General features: G+C 62.3%; 22 protein-coding genes. 13 read left to right on the top strand and 9 right to left on the bottom strand.

The genetic code is table 11. From position 1 onward, the window contains the following. Positions 1–107 precede the first annotated feature (107 nt). The 4 genes from D906_RS04265 to D906_RS04250 are packed head-to-tail and all read left to right on the top strand — an operon-like array spanning position 108 to position 3,780. The gene (locus D906_RS04265; protein WP_019098505.1) at positions 108–1,394 is read left to right on the top strand and encodes an MFS transporter; all 1,287 of its coding nucleotides are present in this window, start codon (positions 108–110) and stop codon (positions 1,392–1,394) included. A 9-nt stretch (positions 1,395–1,403) separates the two neighbouring features. Then, complete coding sequence (locus D906_RS04260; RefSeq protein WP_027615334.1) at positions 1,404–2,183, top strand: 5-oxoprolinase subunit PxpA; 780 nt, start codon at positions 1,404–1,406, stop codon at positions 2,181–2,183. After that, positions 2,180–2,866 carry a 5-oxoprolinase subunit PxpB gene (gene pxpB, locus D906_RS04255; RefSeq protein ID WP_019098507.1) on the top strand — a complete coding sequence of 229 codons (687 nt, stop codon included), beginning with the start codon at positions 2,180–2,182 and terminating at the stop codon, positions 2,864–2,866. Before D906_RS04260 ends, pxpB begins: the two co-directional genes overlap by 4 nt. Continuing rightward, positions 2,863–3,780, top strand: coding sequence for a biotin-dependent carboxyltransferase family protein (locus D906_RS04250; protein ID WP_019098508.1), 918 nt, complete (start codon positions 2,863–2,865; stop codon positions 3,778–3,780). The genes pxpB and D906_RS04250 overlap by 4 nt, the downstream gene beginning before the upstream one ends. Positions 3,781–3,810: 30 nt before the next feature. On the opposite strand, the gene D906_RS04245 is transcribed toward D906_RS04250, so the two are convergent. The 3 genes from D906_RS04245 to D906_RS04235 all read right to left on the bottom strand — a co-directional run bounded on the left by D906_RS04245 (position 3,811) and on the right by D906_RS04235 (position 7,150). Continuing rightward, entirely contained in the window at positions 3,811–4,989 is a 1,179-nt protein-coding gene (locus D906_RS04245; RefSeq protein ID WP_019098509.1) for a VWA domain-containing protein, read from the bottom strand. A gap of 13 nt (positions 4,990–5,002) precedes the next feature. Further along, a complete protein-coding gene (locus tag D906_RS04240) occupies positions 5,003–5,848 on the bottom strand; it encodes a MoxR family ATPase (protein ID WP_012273667.1) in 846 nt (281 codons plus the stop codon). 228 nt (positions 5,849–6,076) lie between these two features. Further along, complete coding sequence (locus D906_RS04235) at positions 6,077–7,150, bottom strand: DUF748 domain-containing protein (RefSeq protein WP_019098510.1); 1,074 nt, start codon at positions 7,148–7,150, stop codon at positions 6,077–6,079. A gap of 134 nt (positions 7,151–7,284) precedes the next feature. On the opposite strand from D906_RS04235, the gene cysK reads away from it, so the two are divergent. The 4 genes from cysK (at position 7,285) to D906_RS04220 (ending at position 10,641) form a co-directional block, all read left to right on the top strand. Then, on the top strand, positions 7,285–8,259 hold the full coding sequence (cysK, locus tag D906_RS04230) for a cysteine synthase A (protein WP_019098511.1): 975 nt from the start codon (positions 7,285–7,287) through the stop codon (positions 8,257–8,259). Between the two features lie 173 nt (positions 8,260–8,432). After that, positions 8,433–9,368, top strand: a complete 936-nt coding sequence (locus D906_RS04225) for an aspartyl/asparaginyl beta-hydroxylase domain-containing protein (protein WP_025753893.1) — start codon at positions 8,433–8,435, stop codon at positions 9,366–9,368. A 115-nt stretch (positions 9,369–9,483) separates the two neighbouring features. Next, positions 9,484–9,645 (top strand): hypothetical protein, encoded by a 162-nt coding sequence (locus D906_RS26580; RefSeq protein WP_174244679.1) that lies wholly within the window; start codon positions 9,484–9,486, stop codon positions 9,643–9,645. A gap of 114 nt (positions 9,646–9,759) precedes the next feature. Then, positions 9,760–10,641: a DMT family transporter gene (locus D906_RS04220; RefSeq protein ID WP_016711925.1), complete on the top strand. Its 882-nt coding sequence runs from the start codon at positions 9,760–9,762 to the stop codon at positions 10,639–10,641. A 3-nt stretch (positions 10,642–10,644) separates the two neighbouring features. Here the strand turns inward: D906_RS04220 and D906_RS04215 are convergent, their stop codons facing one another. Beyond that, complete coding sequence (locus tag D906_RS04215; RefSeq protein WP_016711924.1) at positions 10,645–11,103, bottom strand: DUF4265 domain-containing protein; 459 nt, start codon at positions 11,101–11,103, stop codon at positions 10,645–10,647. 13 nt (positions 11,104–11,116) lie between these two features. Then, positions 11,117–11,992 carry a DMT family transporter gene (locus tag D906_RS04210; RefSeq protein ID WP_019098513.1) on the bottom strand — a complete coding sequence of 292 codons (876 nt, stop codon included), beginning with the start codon at positions 11,990–11,992 and terminating at the stop codon, positions 11,117–11,119. A gap of 126 nt (positions 11,993–12,118) precedes the next feature. Between D906_RS04210 and aceK the strand changes: the two genes are divergently transcribed. Beyond that, positions 12,119–13,828, top strand: a complete 1,710-nt coding sequence (gene aceK / locus D906_RS04205) for a bifunctional isocitrate dehydrogenase kinase/phosphatase (protein WP_027609394.1) — start codon at positions 12,119–12,121, stop codon at positions 13,826–13,828. A gap of 46 nt (positions 13,829–13,874) precedes the next feature. Here the strand turns inward: aceK and D906_RS04200 are convergent, their stop codons facing one another. Then, positions 13,875–14,735, bottom strand: a complete 861-nt coding sequence (locus tag D906_RS04200) for a DUF6279 family lipoprotein (protein ID WP_019098515.1) — start codon at positions 14,733–14,735, stop codon at positions 13,875–13,877. A gap of 130 nt (positions 14,736–14,865) precedes the next feature. Between D906_RS04200 and D906_RS04195 the strand changes: the two genes are divergently transcribed. Continuing rightward, positions 14,866–15,702 (top strand): S1 RNA-binding domain-containing protein, encoded by an 837-nt coding sequence (locus D906_RS04195; RefSeq protein WP_016711920.1) that lies wholly within the window; start codon positions 14,866–14,868, stop codon positions 15,700–15,702. 6 nt (positions 15,703–15,708) lie between these two features. Here D906_RS04195 and D906_RS04190 read toward each other — a convergent pair whose 3' ends face one another. Beyond that, positions 15,709–16,089, bottom strand: a complete 381-nt coding sequence (locus D906_RS04190) for a hypothetical protein (RefSeq protein WP_003254641.1) — start codon at positions 16,087–16,089, stop codon at positions 15,709–15,711. 129 nt (positions 16,090–16,218) lie between these two features. Beyond that, a complete protein-coding gene (locus D906_RS04185; RefSeq protein ID WP_027615333.1) occupies positions 16,219–17,691 on the bottom strand; it encodes a nitrous oxide reductase family maturation protein NosD in 1,473 nt (490 codons plus the stop codon). 244 nt (positions 17,692–17,935) lie between these two features. On the opposite strand from D906_RS04185, the gene D906_RS04180 reads away from it, so the two are divergent. From D906_RS04180 to def, 3 genes are all read left to right on the top strand, one after another. Beyond that, a complete protein-coding gene (locus D906_RS04180; RefSeq protein WP_019099157.1) occupies positions 17,936–18,115 on the top strand; it encodes a CsbD family protein in 180 nt (59 codons plus the stop codon). A gap of 159 nt (positions 18,116–18,274) precedes the next feature. Beyond that, complete coding sequence (locus tag D906_RS04175; RefSeq protein WP_027615332.1) at positions 18,275–19,234, top strand: YihY/virulence factor BrkB family protein; 960 nt, start codon at positions 18,275–18,277, stop codon at positions 19,232–19,234. Beyond that, positions 19,231–19,767, top strand: coding sequence for a peptide deformylase (def, locus tag D906_RS04170; RefSeq protein WP_016711916.1), 537 nt, complete (start codon positions 19,231–19,233; stop codon positions 19,765–19,767). The genes D906_RS04175 and def overlap by 4 nt, the downstream gene beginning before the upstream one ends. Here the strand turns inward: def and D906_RS04165 are convergent. Beyond that, entirely contained in the window at positions 19,764–20,090 is a 327-nt protein-coding gene (locus D906_RS04165; protein WP_016711915.1) for a GNAT family N-acetyltransferase, read from the bottom strand. The two genes, def and D906_RS04165, sit on opposite strands and share 4 nt — an antisense overlap. Positions 20,091–20,318: the final 228 nt, after the last annotated feature.

Raw genomic sequence — 20,318 nt, 5'->3', positions numbered from 1 at the left:
CGGCGGTTTTTCTCGTTGGACGCAGGCGGCGTGGCCTCTGAACAATGGTGCCCAGGCCGCGACGCTTTATGTCGCCCATAAAACAATACCAACAAGCCGAGGCATCCATGAACCCCACCGGCGTGCAGCAGCAGGTCAGTTCCCCACCTTCGTCCGGGCCTTTCGCCTGGTACCGCGATATCGACAAACAGCAACGGCGCACGTTCTGGAGCTGCAAGATCGGCTACGGCCTGGACGGCATGGACACGCAGATGCTCAGCTTCGTCATCCCTACGCTGATCATGCTGTGGGGCATCACCACCACCGAAGCCGGGTTGATCCACACCAGCACGTTGATCGCCTCGGCCGTAGGCGGCTGGGTCGCCGGCATCCTCTCCGACCGCATCGGCCGGGTGCGTACCCTGCAACTGACGGTGCTGTGGTTCGCCTTTTTCACCTTCCTGTGCGGTTTTGCCCAGAACTACGAACAGTTGCTGATCGCCCGGACGCTGATGGGCTTTGGCTTCGGCGGTGAATGGACTGCTGGCGCGGTATTGATCGGCGAGGTCATCCGCGCCCAGGACCGTGGCAAGGCGGTGGGCATGGTGCAATCCGGCTGGGCCATCGGTTGGGGCCTTACGGCGATTCTCTACGCGCTGCTGTTCTCCTGGCTGCCGCCAGAGCAGGCCTGGCGTGCGCTGTTCCTGCTGGGGCTGGTACCCGCTGTCTTCGTGATCTTCGTCCGTCGCCTGGTCAAGGACCCTGAGGTGTACCGCGAGGCCAAGGCGGTGGAAAACGCCGAGGCACCTTCGCACTTCTACGAAATCTTCGCCCCGGGCATGCTCTGGACCACTGTACGTGCGTCCTTGCTGACCACCGGCGCACTGGGCGGCTACTACGCCATCACTTCGTGGCTGCCGACCTTCCTCAAGAACGAGCGCGGCCTGAGCGTGCTGGGCACAGGTGGCTACCTGGCCATGGTGATCGTCGGCTCCTACGTGGGCTATGTGGTCAGCGCTTACCTGTCCGACCTGCTGGGGCGCAAGAAGAACTTCATCCTGTTCGCCGTGGGCTCGTTCGTCATCGTGCTGCTGTACACGCAAATGCCGGTCAGCGATGGCGTGATGCTGTGGCTGGGCTTCCCGCTGGGCTTCTTCGCTTCGGGCATCTTCAGCGGCATGGGGGCGTTCCTCACCGAACTGTTCCCTACGCGCATTCGCGGTTCGGGGCAGGGCTTTTGCTACAACATCGGCAAGGTCGTTGCGGCACTGTTCCCGTTGCTGATCGGCATGCTTGGCCAAAATGTGCCGCTGGGCTTGGGTATCGGTGTGTTCTCTGCTGTGTCCTACGGGATTGTCATCGTGGCCGCCTTGAGCCTGCCGGAAACCTGCGGCAAACAGCTCAAGGCGCGGTAAGGTAGGGCTATGGACAACAACAAGGGAGACCGCGTGGTGGAACGCCTGCTACTCAATTGCGACATGGGCGAGAGCTTCGGCAGCTGGCGCATGGGCCTGGACGCCGAGGTGATGCCCTACATCGATTGCGCCAACATCGCCTGTGGCTACCACGCAGGTGACCCCGGCATCATGCGCCGAACCGTGGCCCTGGCGCTGGAGCATGGGGTGACCATCGGCGCGCACCCCGCTTACCCGGACCTGGTCGGCTTTGGCCGCCGCTCCATGGCTTGCAGCCCGGAAGAAATCCGCGACCTGCTGCACTACCAGGTCGGTGCGTTGGCGGGTATCTGCAAAGTGCTGGGGGGCCGCGTGGCCTATGTGAAACCTCATGGCGCGCTGTACAACGACATGATGGCCGACCCGCTCAAGCTGCGCACCGTGCTGGAGGCCGTGGCAGCCTACGACAGCAACCTGCCGCTGATGCTCATGGCCACTGCCGACAACCGTGCTGCCCAGGCTCTGGGCGATGAAGTCGGCGTGCCGCTGTGGTTCGAAGCGTTCGCCGACCGCGCCTACACCGCCAGCGGCCACCTGGTGTCGCGACGCCTGCCTGGGGCGGTGCATCACGACCCGGCACTGGTCGTTGAGCAGGCCGTGCGTCTGGCTCGGGGCGACACTCTGGTGGCGGACGATGGCAGTGCCCTGCGCCTGCACGCCAGCACCCTCTGCGTGCATGGCGACAACGACAGTTCGGTGGCAGCGGTGCGGCAGATACGCCAGGCCCTTGATGCCATGGAGGCACGATGAAGCCGCGCATCGAAACGGTGGCCATCGACAGCCTGATGGTGCGCCTGTTCGATCGTATCGACGAGGCGAACATGCCCTGGATGCTCGCCGCCAGTCAGCGCCTGAGCGCCGCGTTCGGTAAGCACTTGCTGGACCTGGTGCCGTCCTATACAACCCTGATGGTGCAGTTCGACTTGCCGCCGGGTGAGGCGAGGGCGCTGATCTTCCAGGCCCTGGACGGTTTGCAGCCAGACACCGGCAGCGGCGGTCGGCGTCATGAGATTCCAGTCTGGTATGACGCCAGCGTCGGCCCGGAGCTGCCCGTTCTGGCGGCCCGCAGCGGCTTGAATGAAGCCGATGTCATCCGCTTGCACAGCGAGCGCGACTATCCGGTATTCGCTTTGGGCTTCGCCCCAGGTTTTGGCTTTATGGGCCTGGTGGACGAGCGCCTGGCCAGCCCGCGCCTGAGCACCCCGCGCAAGCGCGTGGCGGCGGGTAGCGTGGGCATTGCCGAGCGGCAGACGGCAGCGTATCCGGCGGTATCGCCGGGCGGCTGGAACCTGATTGGCCGTACCCCGGTGCGCCTGTTCGACCGGGATCGCGAGGGCTACAGCCTGTTGCAACCCGGTGACCGGGTGCGCTTCGTGCCGGTTTCGCGCAGCGAATTCCTGGCCTTGGGTGGTGATGTGGAGGCGCAGGGATGAAGCAGTTGAAGATCGAGGCCAGTACGCCGTTGTGCCAGTTGCAGGACGCCGGGCGCTTTGGCGTGCGCCACTTGGGCGTAACCCAAGGCGGTGCGCTGGACTGGGTGGCGATGCACTGGGCCAACTGGCTGCTCGGCAACCCGTTGGGGGCGCCGGTGGTCGAGGTAGCGCTGGGTGGGTTCTGCGTGGTGGCCGAACAGGCGTGTGTGCTGGCCTTGGCCGGTGCCGATCTGGATGCGCGGGTTGATGATCAGCCTTTGGCCCCCTGGCGCAGCTTTGCCCTGGCCAAGGGGCAGCGCTTGACCCTGAAGCAGCCTAAGCAGGGCGTTCGGGCTTATCTGGCGGCACCGGGCGGGTTCCTGGGCGAAGATGTGCTGGGCAGTTGTGCCACGGTGGTACGTGAAGAGCTGGGTGGCATTGATGGCCAAGGGGCTGCGCTGGTTAAAGGCCAGGCATTAGCGTTCACCGGTAGCGATGCAACCCTGCGCGAGGTGCCGCATGCGTTGCGGCCGCAGTACGCACAAAAGCCTGTGCTCGATTTGGTCATGGGCGCGCAGATCGGCGACTTCAGTGGTATCAGCCTGTTCGAGGCGTTCAACAGTGACTGGGCGCTGGACAGCCGGGCCGACCGCATGGGCATCCGCCTGCTGGGGCCGCAGCTGGTCTATCAGGGCGCGCCGATGATTTCCGAAGGCATACCGCTGGGGGCCGTGCAGGTGCCGCCAGATGGGCAGCCGATCGTGCTGCTCAATGACCGGCAGACCATTGGTGGTTATCCGAGGCTGGGGGCGTTGACGCCGCTGGCGTTGGCGCAACTGGCGCAGTGCATGCCGGGGGCAGTGGTGCGGTTCAGGGCGGTGGTGCAGGATGAGGCGTGGCGAGAGCAGCAGGCTTTTGGAGTGCGTTGGCTTTGAGATCTATGGGGCCGCAAAGCGGCCCCATACTCACTTGGACAGGTACCGCATCCCTTCCTCCAACCCCTGCAAGGTCAGCGGATACATCTTGTCTTCGATCAAATCCCGCACCAGATGGGTCGAAGCGGTGTAGTCCCAGGCCTGCTTCGGATACGGGTTGATCCAGATGATCTTCCTGAACTTCTCCATGAAGCGCAGCATCCACACATACCCGGCCTCTTCGTTCCAGTGCTCCACGCTACCCCCCGGCTGGGTGATTTCGTAGGGCGCCATGGCCGCGTCACCCACGAACACCACCTTGTAGTCGTCGCCATACTTGTGCAGCAGGTCGAAGGTGGAATACCGCTCCGAGGTGCGGCGCAGGTTGTTCTTCCATACCGACTCGTACACGAAATTGTGGAAGTAGTAGTACTCCAGGTGCTTGAACTCGGTCTTGCACGCCGAAAACAGCTCTTCGCACACCTTGATGTGCGCGTCCATCGAGCCGCCGATGTCGAACAGCAACAGCAGCTTAACCGTGTTGCGCCGCTCAGGGCGCATCTGGATGTTCAGCAACCCGGCATCACGCGCGGTGTGGTCGATGGTGCCGTCGATGTCCAGCTCTTCGGCAGCCCCCTCACGGGCGAACTTGCGCAGCCGGCGCAGGGCCAGCTTGATGTTGCGCGTGCCCAGTTCCACCTGGTCGTCCAGGTTCTTGTACTCGCGCTGGTCCCACACTTTCACTGCCTTGCCCTGGCGCTTGCCGGCTTCGCCCACGCGGATACCCTCGGGGTTGAAGCCGCCTGAGCCGAACGGGCTGGTACCGCCAGTGCCGATCCACTTGTTGCCACCGGCGTGACGCTCCTTCTGCTCCTCAAGGCGCTTCTTGAATTCTTCGATCAGCTTGTCCAGGCCGCCAAGGGACTGGATCTGTGCACGCTCTTCGTCAGTGAGCGAGCGCTCGAATTCCTTGCGCAGCCAGTCTTCGGGGATCAGTGCCTCGATGTGCCGGTCGAGGTTTTCAAGGCCCTTGAAATAGGCGGCAAACGCCCGGTCGAACTTGTCGAAATGGCGTTCGTCTTTCACCAGAATGGCGCGGGCGAGGTAGTAGAATTCGTCCATGTCGGCGAATACCACGCGCTTTTGCAGGGCCTGGTGCAGGTCCAGCAACTCGCGTACCGACACCGGCACCTTGGCCGCGCGCATTTCATTGAACAGGTTGAGCAGCATGGCCCGGCTCCTGTCAGCGGTTGCCGCGCCGGCTCATGAAGGCCAGGCGCTCCAGCAGTTGCACGTCCTGCTCGTTCTTTACCAGCGCACCGGCCAAGGGTGGGATGGCCTTGGTCGGGTCGCGCTCGCGCAGCACCGCTTCACCGATGTTGTCGGCCATCAGCAGCTTCAGCCAGTCGACCAGCTCGGAGGTGGACGGCTTTTTCTTCAGGCCAGGTACCTTGCGCACATCGAAGAACACATCCAGCGCCTCGCTGACCAGCGACTGGCTGATGTTCGGATAGTGCACGTCGACGATCTGCTGCAGGGTAGTGCGGTCAGGGAAGGCGATGTAGTGGAAGAAGCAGCGGCGCAGGAAGGCGTCCGGCAGCTCCTTTTCGTTGTTGGAGGTGATGATGATGATCGGGCGCTGCTTGGCCTTGATGGTCTCGTCGATTTCGTAGACGTAGAACTCCATCTTGTCCAGCTCTTGCAGCAGGTCGTTGGGGAACTCGATGTCGGCCTTGTCGATTTCGTCGATCAGCAGGATGACCCGTTCTTCGGCCTCGAAGGCCTCCCACAGCTTGCCCTTTTTCAGGTAGTTGCGCACATCGTGCACCTTGTCCACGCCCAGTTGCGAGTCACGCAGGCGGCTCACTGCGTCGTACTCGTACAACCCCTGGTGGGCCTTGGTGGTGGACTTGATGTGCCAGGTGATCAGGCGCGCGCCGAACGAGGCAGCCAGTTGCTCGGCAAGCATGGTCTTGCCGGTGCCGGGCTCGCCCTTGACCAGCAGCGGGCGTTCGAGGGTGATGGCCGCGTTTACCGCCAGTTTCAGGTCGTCTGTGGCGACGTAGTCGCGGGTGCCTTCGAACTTCATGGGTGTGTCCTCTGCGGGTGTGCTGTTCTGGCCCTATCGTCGGCAAGCCAGCTCCCACAGGTACTGCACAAGTCTTGAAAACCGTGGGGTCCCTGTGGGAGCTGGCTTGTCGACGATAGGGCCAGTACACACACACCAGTTTTTGATGTGTTACCGACTATAACGCGGGGTTGGCTGGCTGAAAACGCAGACCGGGTATTCAGTCCCTGAATGCCCCGTCACGCTCACTCAGTCGGAATCCGGCCTGGGCTGCTCATACCGCGCATTGAACGCCTGGATGAAGCCATTACGCAGTATCTGCAAGAACGCCTCGAATGCGCTGACATCCTGTTTACGCACACTGCCACTGAGCTCCACACGGGTGGCGAACTGGTTCTTGCGCTGGTTCTTCAGTACAGTTTCGGTCGCCCCAATCAGCGCCTCCCACACCGAGCGGAAAAAGCCTTTGTCCTTTTCCTGCACGTCCTGTTGCCAGTTGAACACGTCCACATCACGCAATAACGGTTTGATATACCCCGTAAGCCGGCCATTCTCGGCCTGCGCCTCGATCACCAGGTCACCATGGCCTGCATTGAAATCGAACTTACCGTAGGCGCTGGAAAAGTCATTGAGCCTGCGCAGCTCAATGCCCGTGGCGCGCAAGCGGAACTGGAAGTCGTCGAAATCGCTGAACGGGTCGAATGTGGCACGGCTTTCGACCCTGGCATCGCCCAGCAGCAGGGCACTGGCCTCCAGACTGGCGTCGCGCCGGCCCTGCTTGTTGCGCACGTTGGTCAGGTTGCGAATGTTGGCATTGAGCTGGGTGGCCTTGAGGTCGACCGGTGGTTTGGAGTTGAAGTTGCGGAAGGTCAGCACGCCGTTGTCGATACGCACCTCGTTGAGCGTAATGGGCAGCAGTTTTTCCAGTTGTTGCCGCCAGTCGGTTCCCCGGCCGGTCTGCGATGCCTGTTTGCTGCCGCCGTCGACGAAATTCAGCACAGGACGGGCGAAGGTCACTGTGGCCACCACGGCCTTGTCGTACCAGAGCGAGGCCCAACTCACCGACAGGTCGATCAGCGGTGCATCAAGGAAGGGCACCGGAACCCTGCCGCTCGTCTTGACGATTTTCAGCCCGTTGATCTGGTAAGCGCCGCGCCACCAGGCCAGGTCCACGTCGGCCACCTGGCCCCGATAGTCGCCCATGTTGGCCAGTTTGTCGTTCAGGTAGTCGCGCACCAGGTAGGGCAGGGCCAGGTGCAGCGTTACCAACAGCACGACCAGGCTGCATATGCCGATCAGCGGCCAGCGATAACGGGCTCTCATCGGGGCGTCTCCAAGGCGGGATGTGCGGTTGACCGCAATGCCCCCGGTTGAGTTCGAACAGGCTTTACGGGCCACTGGCCGGGGCTTACCCTTGAGGTCTTTCCCTGCTCTTTTTCATGCCAAGGACCCCTGCCATGAGCCGTATCTTTGCAGACAATGCCCACTCCATCGGTAACACGCCGCTGGTGCAGATCAACCGCATCGCCCCACGTGGTGTGACCATCCTGGCCAAGATCGAAGGGCGCAACCCAGGCTACTCGGTCAAGTGCCGCATCGGTGCGAACATGGTCTGGGACGCCGAGAGCAGCGGCAAGCTCAAACCGGGCATGACCATCGTCGAACCCACCTCGGGCAACACCGGTATCGGCCTGGCCTTCGTCGCCGCTGCCCGTGGTTACAAACTGATGCTGACCATGCCCGCTTCCATGAGCCTGGAGCGTCGCAAGGTACTGAAGGCACTGGGCGCCGAACTGGTACTGACCGACCCGGCCAAGGGCATGAAAGGCGCCATCGAGAAGGCCAACGAAATCGTCGCGTCCGACCCGGCCCAGTACTTCCTGCCGGGCCAGTTCGAAAACCCGGCCAACCCGGCCATCCATGAAAAAACCACCGGCCCGGAAATCTGGAACGACACCGACGGCGCAGTCGACGTGCTGGTGGCGGGTGTGGGCACCGGCGGCACCATCACCGGTGTATCGCGCTACATCAAGCACACTCAGGGCAAAGCCATTCTGTCGGTGGCCGTTGAGCCGGCGTCGTCGCCGCTGATTACCCAGACCCTGGCCGGCGAAGAACTCAAGCCCAGCCCGCACAAGATCCAGGGCATCGGCGCCGGTTTCGTGCCAAAAAACCTCGACCTGTCCATCGTCGACCAGGTGGAAACGGTAACCGATGAAGAGTCCAAGGCCATGGCCATCCGCCTGATGCAGGAAGAGGGCATCCTCTGCGGTATTTCCTGTGGCGCAGCCATGGCTGCCGCCGTGCGCCTGGCCGAAAAGCCGGAAATGCAAGGTAAGACCATCGTCGTAATACTGCCGGATTCGGGCGAGCGTTACCTGTCGAGCATGTTGTTCAGCGACATGTTCAGCGAGCAGGAAAACCAGCAGTAATCGGCCTCGCCGCTGACCCGGCGCAACAATCGGCGGCCTGGTTTATTGCAAAATCTTCATGAATGCGATCCCGCCCGGGTTGTTTTTACCTCGGCGGGATCGGTTTATGATGGCAGGATGATTTTCAGGAGAGCAGGACGCGCAGCCCTGGCTCTTCCCCAAGGAGTGAAAGCATGACCTTTTCCTTTGCAGCCAAGGCGGGTGTCTTGCTGGTGTTTTTCGGCAGCGTGCTGTTCGTGCACTTGCGCGGCAAGGCCCGCCTGCCAGTGTTGCGCCAGTTCGTCAACCATTCGGCGCTGTTCGCCCCGTACAACGCTTTGATGTACCTGTTCTCCGGCGTGCCGTCCAAGCCCTACCTGGACCGTCAGCGCTTCCCTGAACTGGACGTGTTGAAAGACAACTGGCAGGAAATCCGCGAAGAGGCCATGCGCCTGTTCGACGAGGGCTACATCCGCGCCGCCGAGAAGGACAACGACGCCGGTTTCGGCTCGTTCTTCAAGAAAGGCTGGAAGCGTTTTTACCTGAAGTGGTACGACAAACCTCTGCCTTCGGCCGAAACGCTGTGCCCACGCACCGTCGAGCTGGTCAGCAGTATCCCCAACGTCAAGGGTGCGATGTTTGCCCTGCTGCCTGGCGGCAGCCACCTGAACCCGCACCGTGACCCGTTCGCAGGGTCCCTGCGCTACCACCTGGGCCTGTCCACCCCCAACTCCGATGCTTGCCGCATCTACGTCGATGGCGAGGAATATGCCTGGCGTGATGGCGAAGACGTGATGTTCGACGAAACCTATGTGCACTGGGTCAAGAACGAGACCGACGTTACCCGCGTCATTCTGTTCTGCGACATCGAACGCCCGCTGAGCAGCCCGCTGATGACCCGCATCAACCGCCAGGTCAGTGCCTTCCTCGGTCGCGCCACCGCGCCGCAGAATACCGATGACGAGCGCGTGGGCGGGATCAACCAGGCGTATGCCTGGAGCAAGCGCTTCAGCAACAGGATCAGCGGCCATGTGAAGCAGTTCAAGCGCGCCAACCCCAAGGCCTACCGCGTGCTGCGGCCGGTGCTGGCGGTGTTGGTGGCCTATTTGCTTTATCGTTGGTTGTTCTGACCGGCAGGGCCGGCCTCTTTGCGGGTTTAGCCGCGAACTGGCCGGCTCAGGTTGTTGCCCAATCCAGCATTCACCGTTATATTCCGAAACACATATCTTCCCTGAAGACCTGAACATGCCAGCCACCCCTTCCACCGCAAACTTTGCCATCGCGCCAGTCGCGGGCATGGTCGTGCGTGGCAGCCAGCAGCCGGCCATGATCAGTCACTACCCACCACCTGTCAGTGGCGTTGTAGGCGGCGTAGCACCGCCTCCTTGCGTGGTCGTGCTGGGCTGATCGGCTTCTGGCCGAACCCTTTCGCACACGCAACCTACTGAACACGGTCGGCTACTTCCCCTGCTGAAGTCTACGCCCACCGTTCGGCTTATTTGCCCGAATACAGGTGCATACATGTCTGTCTTTTCCAAAACATCCGTGGCCTCGGCGGCCACTACCAGCCTGTTCGTCCTGCTGTGGAGCAGCGGGGCGATCGTCTCCAAGCTGGGCCTGGCGCATGCCAGCCCGTTTGCCTTCCTGCTGTTGCGCTCGGCGCTGGCGCTGACGGGCCTGCTGTTGATCGGCCCGTTGCTGGGGCTGCGCTGGCCGCGTAGCCGTGGGGCCATTCTGCGTGCCCTGGGCACCGGGTGTGTGCTGCTCGGCGCCTACCAGATCTTCTATTTGCTGGCGCTCAATACCCATGTCACCCCGGGCGTCATGGCCACGGTGATGGGGGTTCAACCCATCCTGACCGTGGTGCTGATGGAGCGGCAACGTTCCTGGAGCCGTCTGTTCGGACTGGGGCTGGGCTTGGCTGGCTTGATCATGGTGGTCTACCAGGGCATCAACCTGGGCGGCGTGTCGCTGGCGGGGATGCTGTTCGCCCTGCTGGCGCTGGCCAGCATGACCTTGGGTTCGATCCTGCAGAAGCGCATCACCGACAACCCCATGGGCACGCTGCCGCTGCAGTACCTGGCCGGTTTTGCCATGTGTGCGCTGTTCGCGCCTTTGCAACCGCTGCAGGTCGAGTGGACCGGCGGCTTCATCGGCGCGCTGCTGTGGATGGGCCTGGTGGTCTCGTTGCTGGCGACCCTGCTGCTGTACCGGCTGATCGCCAAGGGTAACCTGGTCAATGTCACCAGCCTGTTCTACCTGGTGCCGGCAGTGACCGCAGTGATGGACTTCCTGATCTTCGGTAACCGCCTGGCACCGCTCAGCCTGCTGGGCATGGGGCTGATCGTGGTGGGCCTGCTGTTCGTGTTTCGCAAACCCGCTGCCCGGTTGGCCGAGGCGTAAGCCTTAGCGGAACTCTTCGGGGATGGTGTGGCGCAGCACGCCTTCCTCGAAGTCCAGCAGGCCGGCTTCGCGCTGGGTGAGCAGGTAGTAGAGCAGGGTATCGAGCGACCGCTGCGATGGCACCTCGACAGCCAGCATCTTCACGGCCTGCTCGGTTTCGCAGTTGCAGCCGAAGTCCTGCAACGCTGCGCGTACCTGGTCCAGGGTTTCCGGCGGTTTGACCACCACCCGAAACACCGAGCTGCCGCTGCGCTGGCGCAGTTCGGCGAACCAGGTCTCGCCGGCGTCTTCACGGGTGCCGATCACGTCGCCCGGGGCGATGCCGTAAACGTGGAAGGGAATATTGTCGACGGCATAGCCACCTTCCACGGCTTTTGCCCACAGGCCCTCGACCGAGGCCGGTGGGTAGCCGGTCTCGTCCTGTTCCAGGCGGAACAGGACTTTCTTGTACGCGCTGTTCATCGTGTACCCCGCTTCAACTGCGCGCCGGGCGCAGCACCAGCCACAGTGCCACGCCAATCAGCAAGCCGCCGTACAGGTGTGCCATCGACAGCGGCTCGTCCAGCAACCACGCCCCCCACAATACGCCGAATGCCGGGATCAGGAAGGTTACGGTGCTGGCTTTTACCGGGCCGATTTCTTCCAGCAGGCGGAAGTACAGGATGTAGGCGAATGCAGTGCACAGCAGGCCCAGGCCCAGCAGCGACAGCCATACCTGCCAGCCCCCCCAGCTGGCGGGCGGTTGGGTGAGTGCGCTCCAGCCGAACAGCGGGCTCAACATGAGGGTGGCGCCGAGCATGCTGCCCAGTGCTGACAGGCGGCTGTCCAGACCACTGACCCAGCGGCGGGCGAGGAACCCGGCAAAGCCGTAGCAGGTGGTGGCCGCCAGGCAGGCGAGGGCGCCTTGCACCAAGGCCATGTCCAGTGCCACCGGGCCAGCGCCGCTGAGGATGCCGACCCCGAACAGGCCCAGGAAAATGCCGCAGAGCTTGGGCAGGGTCATGGGTTCGCGGAAGAACAGCACGCCGATCAGTACGCCCATCAGCGGCGTGGTAGCGTTGAAAATGGCCGAATAGCCAGCCGGCAATACCTGGGCCGCTACGGAATAGAAGGTGGCGGGGATGCCGGAGTTGATCATGCCCAGCACCAGGCAGGCGCCGAGCTTGCCCTGGAAATCCCAGCGTACGCGGGCGGCGGCGACGATGGCGACCAGGCCCAGGCAAGCGATGGACACACGGAAGAACGCGGTCGGCACCGTGCCCAACTCGGGGGCGATGATGCGCATGAACAGGAAACTCGCTCCCCAGACGGCGGCAAGGGTTAGCAGGCGGGCTAGGGCGATGGGGCTCACAACGGTCTCCGGAGGCAGGGCAGGGGCGCGAGTTTACGCGAGGGGGCGGGGAGATTCTTGTGCTTTCTTGCGGTGTAATCCTGTGCGGCTAAGCTGTCTATCTCACCCCGCACCGAGGTGTCCCGCATGACCCAGCACTGGCCTGCCGGCGAGATCGCCCGGATGATCCTCGATGGCTTTGACGACTATCGCGAGCATTTTCGCCGCATCACCCTCGGTGCCCGTGAGCGTTTCGAACAGGCGCGCTGGCAAGCGTGCCAGCGCGCCGCTGCCGCACGGATCAACCTGTATGAGCAGAAGGTCGGCGAGGTCAACGGCTGGTTGCGGGATGCGTTCGATGACGAGGTGCTGCTGGAGGTCGGCCAGTGGCCCTTGGTGAAAAGTGCCTACATAGGCCTGATCGACCCGCGCCTGGACGATGAACTGTCGGAGACCTGGTACAACTCGCTGTTCTGCAGCCTGTTCAGCCATGACCAGATCAGCGACGGCTGCATGTTCATCCACACCACCCGGCCGTCGATCCGCAGCCATCAGCGCGCTGCGCAAACCCGTACCTATTGCCCCGATGGCAGCCTCAAGGGCCTGTTGCGCGCGATCTTCGCCGACTACGCATTCGTCTATGGCGACCTTGAAAGCGACCTGTCACGCCTTGAGGAGCAACTGCGCGAATGCCTGCCGGACTGGGTCTGCAAGGACCCGACGCTCGCGGTGGAGCTGTTTTCACCGGTGTTGTACCGCAACAAGGGGGCCTACCTGGTCGGTCGGCTTTACAACAGCGACGAGCAGTGGCCACTGGTGATCCCGCTGTTGCACCGCGAAGGGCATGGTGTAGAGGCCGATGCGCTGATTACCGACGAGGCCGAGGTGTCGATCATCTTTTCCTTCACCCGCTCGTACTTCATGGTCGATGTGCCGGTGCCGGCCGAGTTCGTCAACTTCCTCAAGCGCATCTTGCCCGGCAAGCACATTGCCGAGCTGTACACTTCAATCGGTTTCTACAAACACGGCAAGTCGGAGTTCTACCGGGCGCTGATCAACCACCTGGCCAGCAGCGACGACCGCTTCGTCATGGCACCCGGTGTGCGTGGCATGGTCATGAGCGTGTTTACCCTGCCGGGCTTCAATACGGTGTTCAAGATCATCAAGGACCGTTTTTCGCCCTCGAAAACCGTTGACCGCGCCACGGTGATCGACAAGTACCGGCTGGTGAAAAGTGTCGACCGTGTCGGGCGTTTGGCCGATACCCAGGAATTTGCAGACTTTCGCTTCCCGCGTGACAAGTTCGAGCCAGAGTGCCTGGCCGAGCTGCTGGAGGTGGCGCCATCGACCGTGGCGCTGGAGGGTGACACGGTGCTGATCCGCCACTGCTGGACCGAGCGGCGCATGACGCCGCTGAACCTGTACCTGGAGCATGCCAGCGAAGGCCAGGTGCATGAGGCGCTGGAAGACTATGGTTTGGCCATCAAGCAGTTGGCGGCGGCGAACATCTTCCCGGGTGACATGTTGCTGAAGAACTTTGGGGTGACGCGTCATGGCCGGGTGGTGTTCTACGACTATGACGAAATCAGCTTTTTGACCGAAGTGAATTTCCGCCATATCCCGCCGCCGCGTTACCCGGAAGACGAAATGTCGGGCGAACCGTGGTACTCGATCGGCCCGCATGATGTGTTTCCCGAAGAGTTTCCGCCGTTTCTGTTTGCCGATATCGGCCAGCGGCGGTTGTTCAGCCGGTTGCATGGGGAGTTGTATGACGCGGATTACTGGAAGGGGTTGCAGGCGGCGATCAGGGAAGGGAAGGTGATTGATGTGTTTCCTTATCGGCGCAAGGCTCGGTAAACCTGTTTTTGCAGGCCCGCGAAGAGGCCAGGCCTGTTGAGCACAATTATCCCCTCAAACACTTCAACTCACTGAAATCCGTTCGCACCTTGGCCAACCTATCCTGCAAAAACCGCCGCTGTTGCGGCGTGCTTTGCTGCACCAGGTCCACCAGTAAACTCCGGGCCTGTCGTTCGGTATTCTGAAACGCCGCACGATACGCCGGCGTCCACAAACTCTCCTTGCGCTGCAGCAACGTCGCCAGCCGCGGCTCGAAACTCGCGTCATTGCGCTGGTTCATCGCCAGCAGCAATTGCTGCTGCCAGTGGGCGCGGTTGGCGATCCATTCGCGGTTCTGGTCACCCAGCGCCTGCGACCAGGCTTGCACCCGCTGTTTCTGCACTGGTGTCAGTTCCCCCAGCCATGGCGTCAGGCGTTTTTCCATGCGCTCGGTACGGCGGGCGATCTGTTTGGCCAGCGGTGTATCCACATACTGCTTCTGCCGTTCGCTGATGTCGTCGCGAAAGGCATCACGCATTTCCGCCACTTGGGTGTCGCTCATGCCACGCAACAGTTCAGTGGCCGACGGGGTGATTTCCTCTGCCACCCGGCCAATCGCCTCGCGGGCCTCATGGGTACGTTGCTGCAGGGCCTGGTCGGTCACCTGGTCGTCAGCGACCATGCCGCGTACCCGGTCCAGCCAGTCGAGGTAACCGGGCAGTTGGGTCTTGCAATGCCAGGCCAGGTGCTCGCGCAAGCGGTCGTCGAGCATGGCCTTCTGCTCGCGGTTCATGTCCAGGTAATCGCCCAGCGACCACGGCACCAGGCGATCAAGGTTGCGGTAAGCCAGGTCGATACGGCTGCAGGCGGCCAAGGCCAGGGCGAAGCCGATAGCGACAAGCAGGGCTTTGGACAGGCGTGCAGGCATGTACTGTTCCTTCCCGAATCGGGCCAGACCGTAGACGCCAAGGAGCACGGACGGTTCCACTGCATCAGCGGTCGGACGGTGTGATGGCTTCAGGTGTAGAATAGCCCCCTTGTCTTGAGGATCATCAGAAATGGCTCTGCTTGGGCGTTACAACAGTTTGCAAATCGTGAAGCACGTGGACTTCGGCCTGTACCTGGACGGCGGTGCCGACGGCGAGATCCTGCTGCCCGGGCGCTACATCCCGAAAAACGCCGAAACCGAGGTGGATGACTGGCTGAACGTGTTCATCTACCTGGACAGCGAAGACCAGCTGATCGCCACCACCGAAAAGCCCAAGGTGCAGGTCGGCGAATTCGCCAGCCTCAAGGTCAAGGATATCAACGGTGCCGGCATCTTCCTGGATTGGGGCCTGTCCAAGGACCTGCTGATGCCGTATTCGGAAGAGGCACGGCCGCTGAAGATCGGCGACTACTGCGTGGTGCACGTCTACCTCGACAAGCGCACCCGCCGCATCACCGCTACTTCACGCCTGGACCGCTACCTCGACGTCACCCCGGCTGACTACAAGGTCGGGCAACCGGTCGAGCTGCTGGTCGCCGGTGAAACACCGATGGGCTTCAAGGCCATCATCAACAACCGTCACTGGGGCCTGATTCACAAGAACGAGGTGTTCAAGTTCCTGCGTTCGGGCATGCACGAGAAGGGCTTCATCAAGGAAGTGCGCCACGACGGCAAGATCGCCCTCAGCCTGCAGCCAGTGGGCGCGGCCCTGTCCGACAGCCTGCAAGAACAGATCATGGCACGCCTGGAGGCTGAAGGTGGGGTGTTGGGCGTGTGCGACAAGAGCGACCCGGCGCTGATCAGCAAGCTGTTCAACGTCAGCAAAGGCAACTTCAAGAAGGCCATTGGCGGGTTGTTCAAGCAGGGCCTGATCGTCATCCATGACGACCGTATCGAAAAGGTCTGACTGCCCTTACGCCTGTACGAAGTTGCGGAAGTCCAGTTGCTCGCCACCCGGACGGGTGTCGCGCAGCAGCGAGTCGCGGTCAGCGCTGAGGGCCAGGCTGATGGTCGAGCGGCGCTTGCCGGGCTTGCGCACTTCCATCTGCTCCAGGTGAGCCTTGAGGAAGTTGGTGGGCACCTTCAGGTGCTGCAGCTCATCGCTTTCTGGCGTGTGCAACAGCAGGTTGACCCAGTCGGCCTGGCCCTTGCCCAACAGCGCCACGGGCACTTCGAACCACCACAGGTTGCGTTTGTTGTCCAGGATGGCGAACAGGGTGTTGCTGCTGGTCAGCACCGGCCGGGCCAATGCTTCGTTGCGCCGGGCGATGGCGGCGGGTTTGTCGAGTTTCATGCAGGTTCCTGCGGGTTGACGCTATGAAGGCCTGCATTGTGAGGGGTGGCACGGGGCGGGGCAAGGTTTGTGATTTGCGGTGCCTGTGCCGGCCTCTTCGCGGGTTTACCCGCGAAGAGGCCAGTAGCCTTACCGCCGAACCGGCAGGCTCAACTCGGAGGTTGCCCCATCGGCAGTGGTCACGGTTGCAGTAAAGCTGCGCAACCCGCCGATGTTCTCCAGCACCTGGGCAAACCGCGCCTGCCCCTGCTCGTCACTGTTCACCAGCACGTCCCCAAGGTACTGCTCCGCCTCGGTGCCATCGGCTTGGGCATTACCAAAGAACTCCACGCGCAACAGGCTCGACACCGGTCCCTGCACCTCGCCGCGCAATACATTGCCTTCCAGCGCCATCAGCCGTGGCGCCTGTTGGTTGTGGTTAGGCAGCGGCTGGCAAGGCTTGGGCTCGCCCTTGGCATCACAGATGATCGCCTGGTCCTGCTTGGGCAAATCGGCCCCCACCCCGCGCGAACCTACATACAGCGCATGCGCCTGCGCCGGGACGCCAAACACGATGGCGCCCGTGCGTTGGTCAGGCACGCAGGAGCCGCCCGCCTCGCAGCGGCGGATATCCTGGGTGTTACCCCAGATGCGGTTGGCGCTCAGGCGCGTGGCGGTCGTGTCCGGCTCCGGGCGCAGGGCCACGCCGATGCGGTTACCGTGGATCAGGTTGCCGTCGAGGACGTTGCCCTCGCCGGTCACGCTGACCCCGATCGAGTTGCCGCTGAAGGTATTGGCTGCCAGGTAATTGCGCTTGCCCCAGTTGATCTGCAGGCCGTCGGAGTAGTTCTCGAAGCGGTTGCGCACCACGCTGTTGTCGTTGCCCAGCAGAATCTCGATGCCTTGCGAGGGCTCCGGGTTGGCAGCGGTGGAGCGGAACAGGTTGTCGGCCACCAGGTTGAACGCCGCGCCACGGGTCAGCTCCAGGCCGTCGCCATTGTCGATCAGCTGGTTGCGCAGCACCTTGTTGTTGTTCGTGGTGGTGGCGGTGGGGTTACCGGCACCGTCATCACCGGTCAGCATGATGCCCGCGCCGCCCTTGTTGGCGACGATGCGGTTGTCTTCGATCACGTTGCCGCTGGCGCGGTTGACCAGGATGCCGATGCAGAAGTTGCGCACTTCCAGGCCGCTCAAATGCACGCCTTGGGTATCGCGCAGCACCAGCCCGGGGTGGGTGGTGCTGCGCACGTTGGTGCCAAACTGGCCGGGCAGGGCGCCGGGGCAGGTGCGCACGCCTTGGTCCTTGATGTAAGCCGAACCGTCGATGGCGATGTATTGGCCATCGCGTGCCCAGGGCAGGCCAGTGATGCGCACCGGGCCTTTGATTTCTGGCAGTGGGCTATTGGGGCGGATGACGTAGGGCGGCTTGCCCACTGCCGCAATGTCGATGCGGTAATGGCCAGGGTTCTGGTTGCTGGTTTCGATGGCCCAGCGCAGCGAGCCGGGTTGGCCATCGTCGGCGTAATGCTCGACACGCAGGGTTTCAGGGTGGGCCGGTGCGGCGGCCAGGGCGGGCAAGGGGAGCAGTGGCAGCAAGGCCACCAGCGCAGGCATCAGACGCATGGGTGCGGGTATCCGGAAAACATTGTTTTTATGAAGTGCCAGCCTGCTTTGGGCGGACGTTTGCGGGGGATTTTAGGGCAGGGCTGATGGCATCGCGCGGGCGCAGGGGCGATTCGGTGCGGTATTCGCCCGCAGTTTTACCGCTCGGCCCAAGGGTTACAAATCCGTTGAAACTCCTGGCGAGGGCGCTGGGTCCACCAACTGTCGGCACGGTTTACGTGTCTCCCATTGCAGGAGTTTTGCCATGAGCGGTACTAAAGACAAAGCGAAAGGCCTGGCCAACGAAGCGGTTGGCAACATCAAACAGGGCGTCGGCAAGGTGACCGACAACGACAAGCTGCGGGCCGAGGGCAAGGCGCAGGAACTGAAGGGCGAGGCGCAGCAGGTCAAGGGCAATGTGAAGGATGCGGTGAAGAAGCCTTGATTCGAGGCAGTCTGACCCGGCCTCTTCGCGGGCAAGCCCCCGAAGAGGCCGGACCTGTGTAAGCAAATTCTTCAAGCATGGCGGGGAGCAGCACAGCAACCGCAGGGTCTATTAGACTTACCCGTTGTATTGATGAATCAAGCGGCGAAAGGAGACGCTATGATTTTCCCCGACCTGCGCGGTCTGCCCCTGCACCGCGTGCTGGTACGCACCGTCAAGGAATTCCTTGACGACGAGATGTCCACCTATGCCTCCGCGCTGGCTTATCAAGCGCTGTTTTCGCTGTTCCCCTTCTTGCTGTTCCTGATTGCCCTGATTGGTTTCCTGCACCTGCCAGACTTCTTCTCCTGGCTGCGCCTGCAAACCGAGCTGGTGCTGCCGCCCCAGGCACTGGAGCAGGTAAACCCGGTAATCGACCAACTCCAGCAGTCCAAGGGCGGGCTGCTGTCGGTGGGTATCGTGATTGCCCTGTGGACCGCGTCGGCGGGCGTGCGACTGATGATGAGCGCCATGAACGCCGCCTACGACGTGCCCGAAGGGCGACCGGTATGGAAGCGCATACCCCTTTCCATCATCTACACCGTAGGCTTGGCCGGCATGCTATTGGTGGCGGCGGCGCTGATGGTGCTGGGGCCGCAGGTGATGGAATGGATTGCCTCACAGATAGGCATGCAGGAGTTCATCGTAACGCTGTGGACCATCCTGCGCTGGCCGGCGATCATTATCCTGCTGATGGTGGCCGTGGCGGTGATCTACTACGTGATGCCCGACGTGAAGCAGAAGTTTCGCTTCATCACACCCGGCTCGGTGCTGGCGGTGGTGGTGTGGATCGTGGCCTCGCTGGGCTTCGCCTACTACGTGAAAACCTTTGCCGACTACAACGCCATGTACGGCAGCATTGGTGCAATCATCGTGCTGTTGCTGTATTTCTATATCTCGGCTGCCGTATTGCTGCTGGGCGCCGAAATGAATGCGGTGATCGAGCACATGTCAGCCGAAGGCAAGAACCCGGGCGAAAAAGATTTCAACGGCGAAAAGCCCAAGGAAACCTTGACGGTGCTGGGCCACGAGCCCCCCAACCCGAACGCGTCCAATACTGTCGAGCCGAACACCAGATGATCCGCGACATTCTTAAAATGGGTGATGAACGCCTGCTACGCATCGCCCCGCCTGTGCCCGAGCACCTGTTCGGCACGGCCGAACTGCAGCAACTGATCGACGACATGTTCGAAACCATGCGCCATGTGGGCGGGGTCGGCCTGGCCGCGCCGCAGATTGGCGTCGACCTGCAGTTGGTGATCTTCGGCTTCGAGCGCAGCGAACGTTACCCCGATGCCGAAGCGGTGCCGCAGACCATTTTGCTCAACCCGGTCATCACACCGACCTCCACCGAGGTCGAGGACGGCTGGGAAGGCTGCCTGTCGGTGCCTGGCCTGCGTGGCGTGGTGCCGCGCTTCAAGCACATCTGCTACGAAGGGGTCGACCCCCAGGGCAACCCGATCAACCGCTTTGCCGACGGCTTCCATGCACGGGTGGTGCAGCACGAGTGCGATCACCTGATCGGCCGTTTGTACCCATCGCGCATTCAGGACTTCGCCAAGTTCGGTTACACCGAGGTGCTGTTCCCGGGGCTCGACGTCAGCGACGACTAAGCCCGCTCCAGCGCTACCAGGCGTTTGCTGCGCTGGTAGCGCAGCAGGCGGCTTGCCAGGCTTTCGGGCAGTTGCCCGGCCATGTGGAAACCCAGGCGCTGATAGAAGGGCGCCAGGTCCGGGTGGCAGAACAGCCAGGTTGGGCCATTGGCCTGCTCCAGCGCCGCATCGATCAAGCGTCCGGCCACCCCCTTGTTGCGCTGTTGCGGGTCGACGAACAACCCGGTCAGCCAATAACCATCGCCTACGGGGCTCAGGCTCAAGCCTGCAATGATGCCCGGCGCCCTCGCCACCCACAGTTGCGCATCGCTTGCAGCACGCATGCGCGAGCCGTGCTGACGGTAAAAATGGTCCAGTAGCCGGCGATTAGTGTCCGAAAGCGTCGAGCAGTGAAGATATGTTAATGAAATGGCGAGTCCTGCCCTGAAAGCTGGCCAGAGGCTCTGGCTGGATGTTTTGCGGCTAATTTGACGCAGATTGTTGCAAATCCGGCAAGGGTGAATATCCGACTACGGGGTTCAACTATTGCCATGCGGGAGTAGACTTTTACA

It is taken from the genome of Pseudomonas sp. LAIL14HWK12:I1 (assembly GCF_003202095.1).
GTDB classification, from domain to species: Bacteria; Pseudomonadota; Gammaproteobacteria; order Pseudomonadales; family Pseudomonadaceae; genus Aquipseudomonas; species Aquipseudomonas monteilii.
The sequence above is the reverse complement of the archived record's forward strand: the minus strand, read 5'-3'. Positions and strand labels throughout refer to the sequence as shown.

Excerpts from the sequence above, each read along its gene's own strand:
- def (WP_016711916.1), top strand. The coding sequence starts at position 19,231 with ATGATCCGCGACATTCTTAAAATGGGTGATGAACGCCTGCTACGCATC.
- D906_RS04200 (WP_019098515.1), bottom strand. The coding sequence starts at position 14,735 with ATGCCTGCACGCCTGTCCAAAGCCCTGCTTGTCGCTATCGGCTTCGCC.
- D906_RS04235 (WP_019098510.1), bottom strand. The coding sequence starts at position 7,150 with ATGAGAGCCCGTTATCGCTGGCCGCTGATCGGCATATGCAGCCTGGTC.
- D906_RS04180 (WP_019099157.1), top strand. The coding sequence starts at position 17,936 with ATGAGCGGTACTAAAGACAAAGCGAAAGGCCTGGCCAACGAAGCGGTT.
- D906_RS04190 (WP_003254641.1), bottom strand. The coding sequence starts at position 16,089 with ATGAAACTCGACAAACCCGCCGCCATCGCCCGGCGCAACGAAGCATTG.
- D906_RS04195 (WP_016711920.1), top strand. The coding sequence starts at position 14,866 with ATGGCTCTGCTTGGGCGTTACAACAGTTTGCAAATCGTGAAGCACGTG.
- pxpB (WP_019098507.1), top strand. The coding sequence starts at position 2,180 with ATGAAGCCGCGCATCGAAACGGTGGCCATCGACAGCCTGATGGTGCGC.
- D906_RS04225 (WP_025753893.1), top strand. The coding sequence starts at position 8,433 with ATGACCTTTTCCTTTGCAGCCAAGGCGGGTGTCTTGCTGGTGTTTTTC.
- D906_RS04245 (WP_019098509.1), bottom strand. The coding sequence starts at position 4,989 with ATGCTGCTCAACCTGTTCAATGAAATGCGCGCGGCCAAGGTGCCGGTG.
- D906_RS04165 (WP_016711915.1), bottom strand. The coding sequence starts at position 20,090 with ATGCGTGCTGCAAGCGATGCGCAACTGTGGGTGGCGAGGGCGCCGGGC.
- D906_RS04220 (WP_016711925.1), top strand. The coding sequence starts at position 9,760 with ATGTCTGTCTTTTCCAAAACATCCGTGGCCTCGGCGGCCACTACCAGC.
- D906_RS04265 (WP_019098505.1), top strand. The coding sequence starts at position 108 with ATGAACCCCACCGGCGTGCAGCAGCAGGTCAGTTCCCCACCTTCGTCC.
- cysK (WP_019098511.1), top strand. The coding sequence starts at position 7,285 with ATGAGCCGTATCTTTGCAGACAATGCCCACTCCATCGGTAACACGCCG.
- D906_RS04240 (WP_012273667.1), bottom strand. The coding sequence starts at position 5,848 with ATGAAGTTCGAAGGCACCCGCGACTACGTCGCCACAGACGACCTGAAA.
- D906_RS04250 (WP_019098508.1), top strand. The coding sequence starts at position 2,863 with ATGAAGCAGTTGAAGATCGAGGCCAGTACGCCGTTGTGCCAGTTGCAG.
- D906_RS04185 (WP_027615333.1), bottom strand. The coding sequence starts at position 17,691 with ATGCGTCTGATGCCTGCGCTGGTGGCCTTGCTGCCACTGCTCCCCTTG.
- D906_RS26580 (WP_174244679.1), top strand. The coding sequence starts at position 9,484 with ATGCCAGCCACCCCTTCCACCGCAAACTTTGCCATCGCGCCAGTCGCG.
- aceK (WP_027609394.1), top strand. The coding sequence starts at position 12,119 with ATGACCCAGCACTGGCCTGCCGGCGAGATCGCCCGGATGATCCTCGAT.
- D906_RS04215 (WP_016711924.1), bottom strand. The coding sequence starts at position 11,103 with ATGAACAGCGCGTACAAGAAAGTCCTGTTCCGCCTGGAACAGGACGAG.
- D906_RS04175 (WP_027615332.1), top strand. The coding sequence starts at position 18,275 with ATGATTTTCCCCGACCTGCGCGGTCTGCCCCTGCACCGCGTGCTGGTA.
- D906_RS04260 (WP_027615334.1), top strand. The coding sequence starts at position 1,404 with ATGGACAACAACAAGGGAGACCGCGTGGTGGAACGCCTGCTACTCAAT.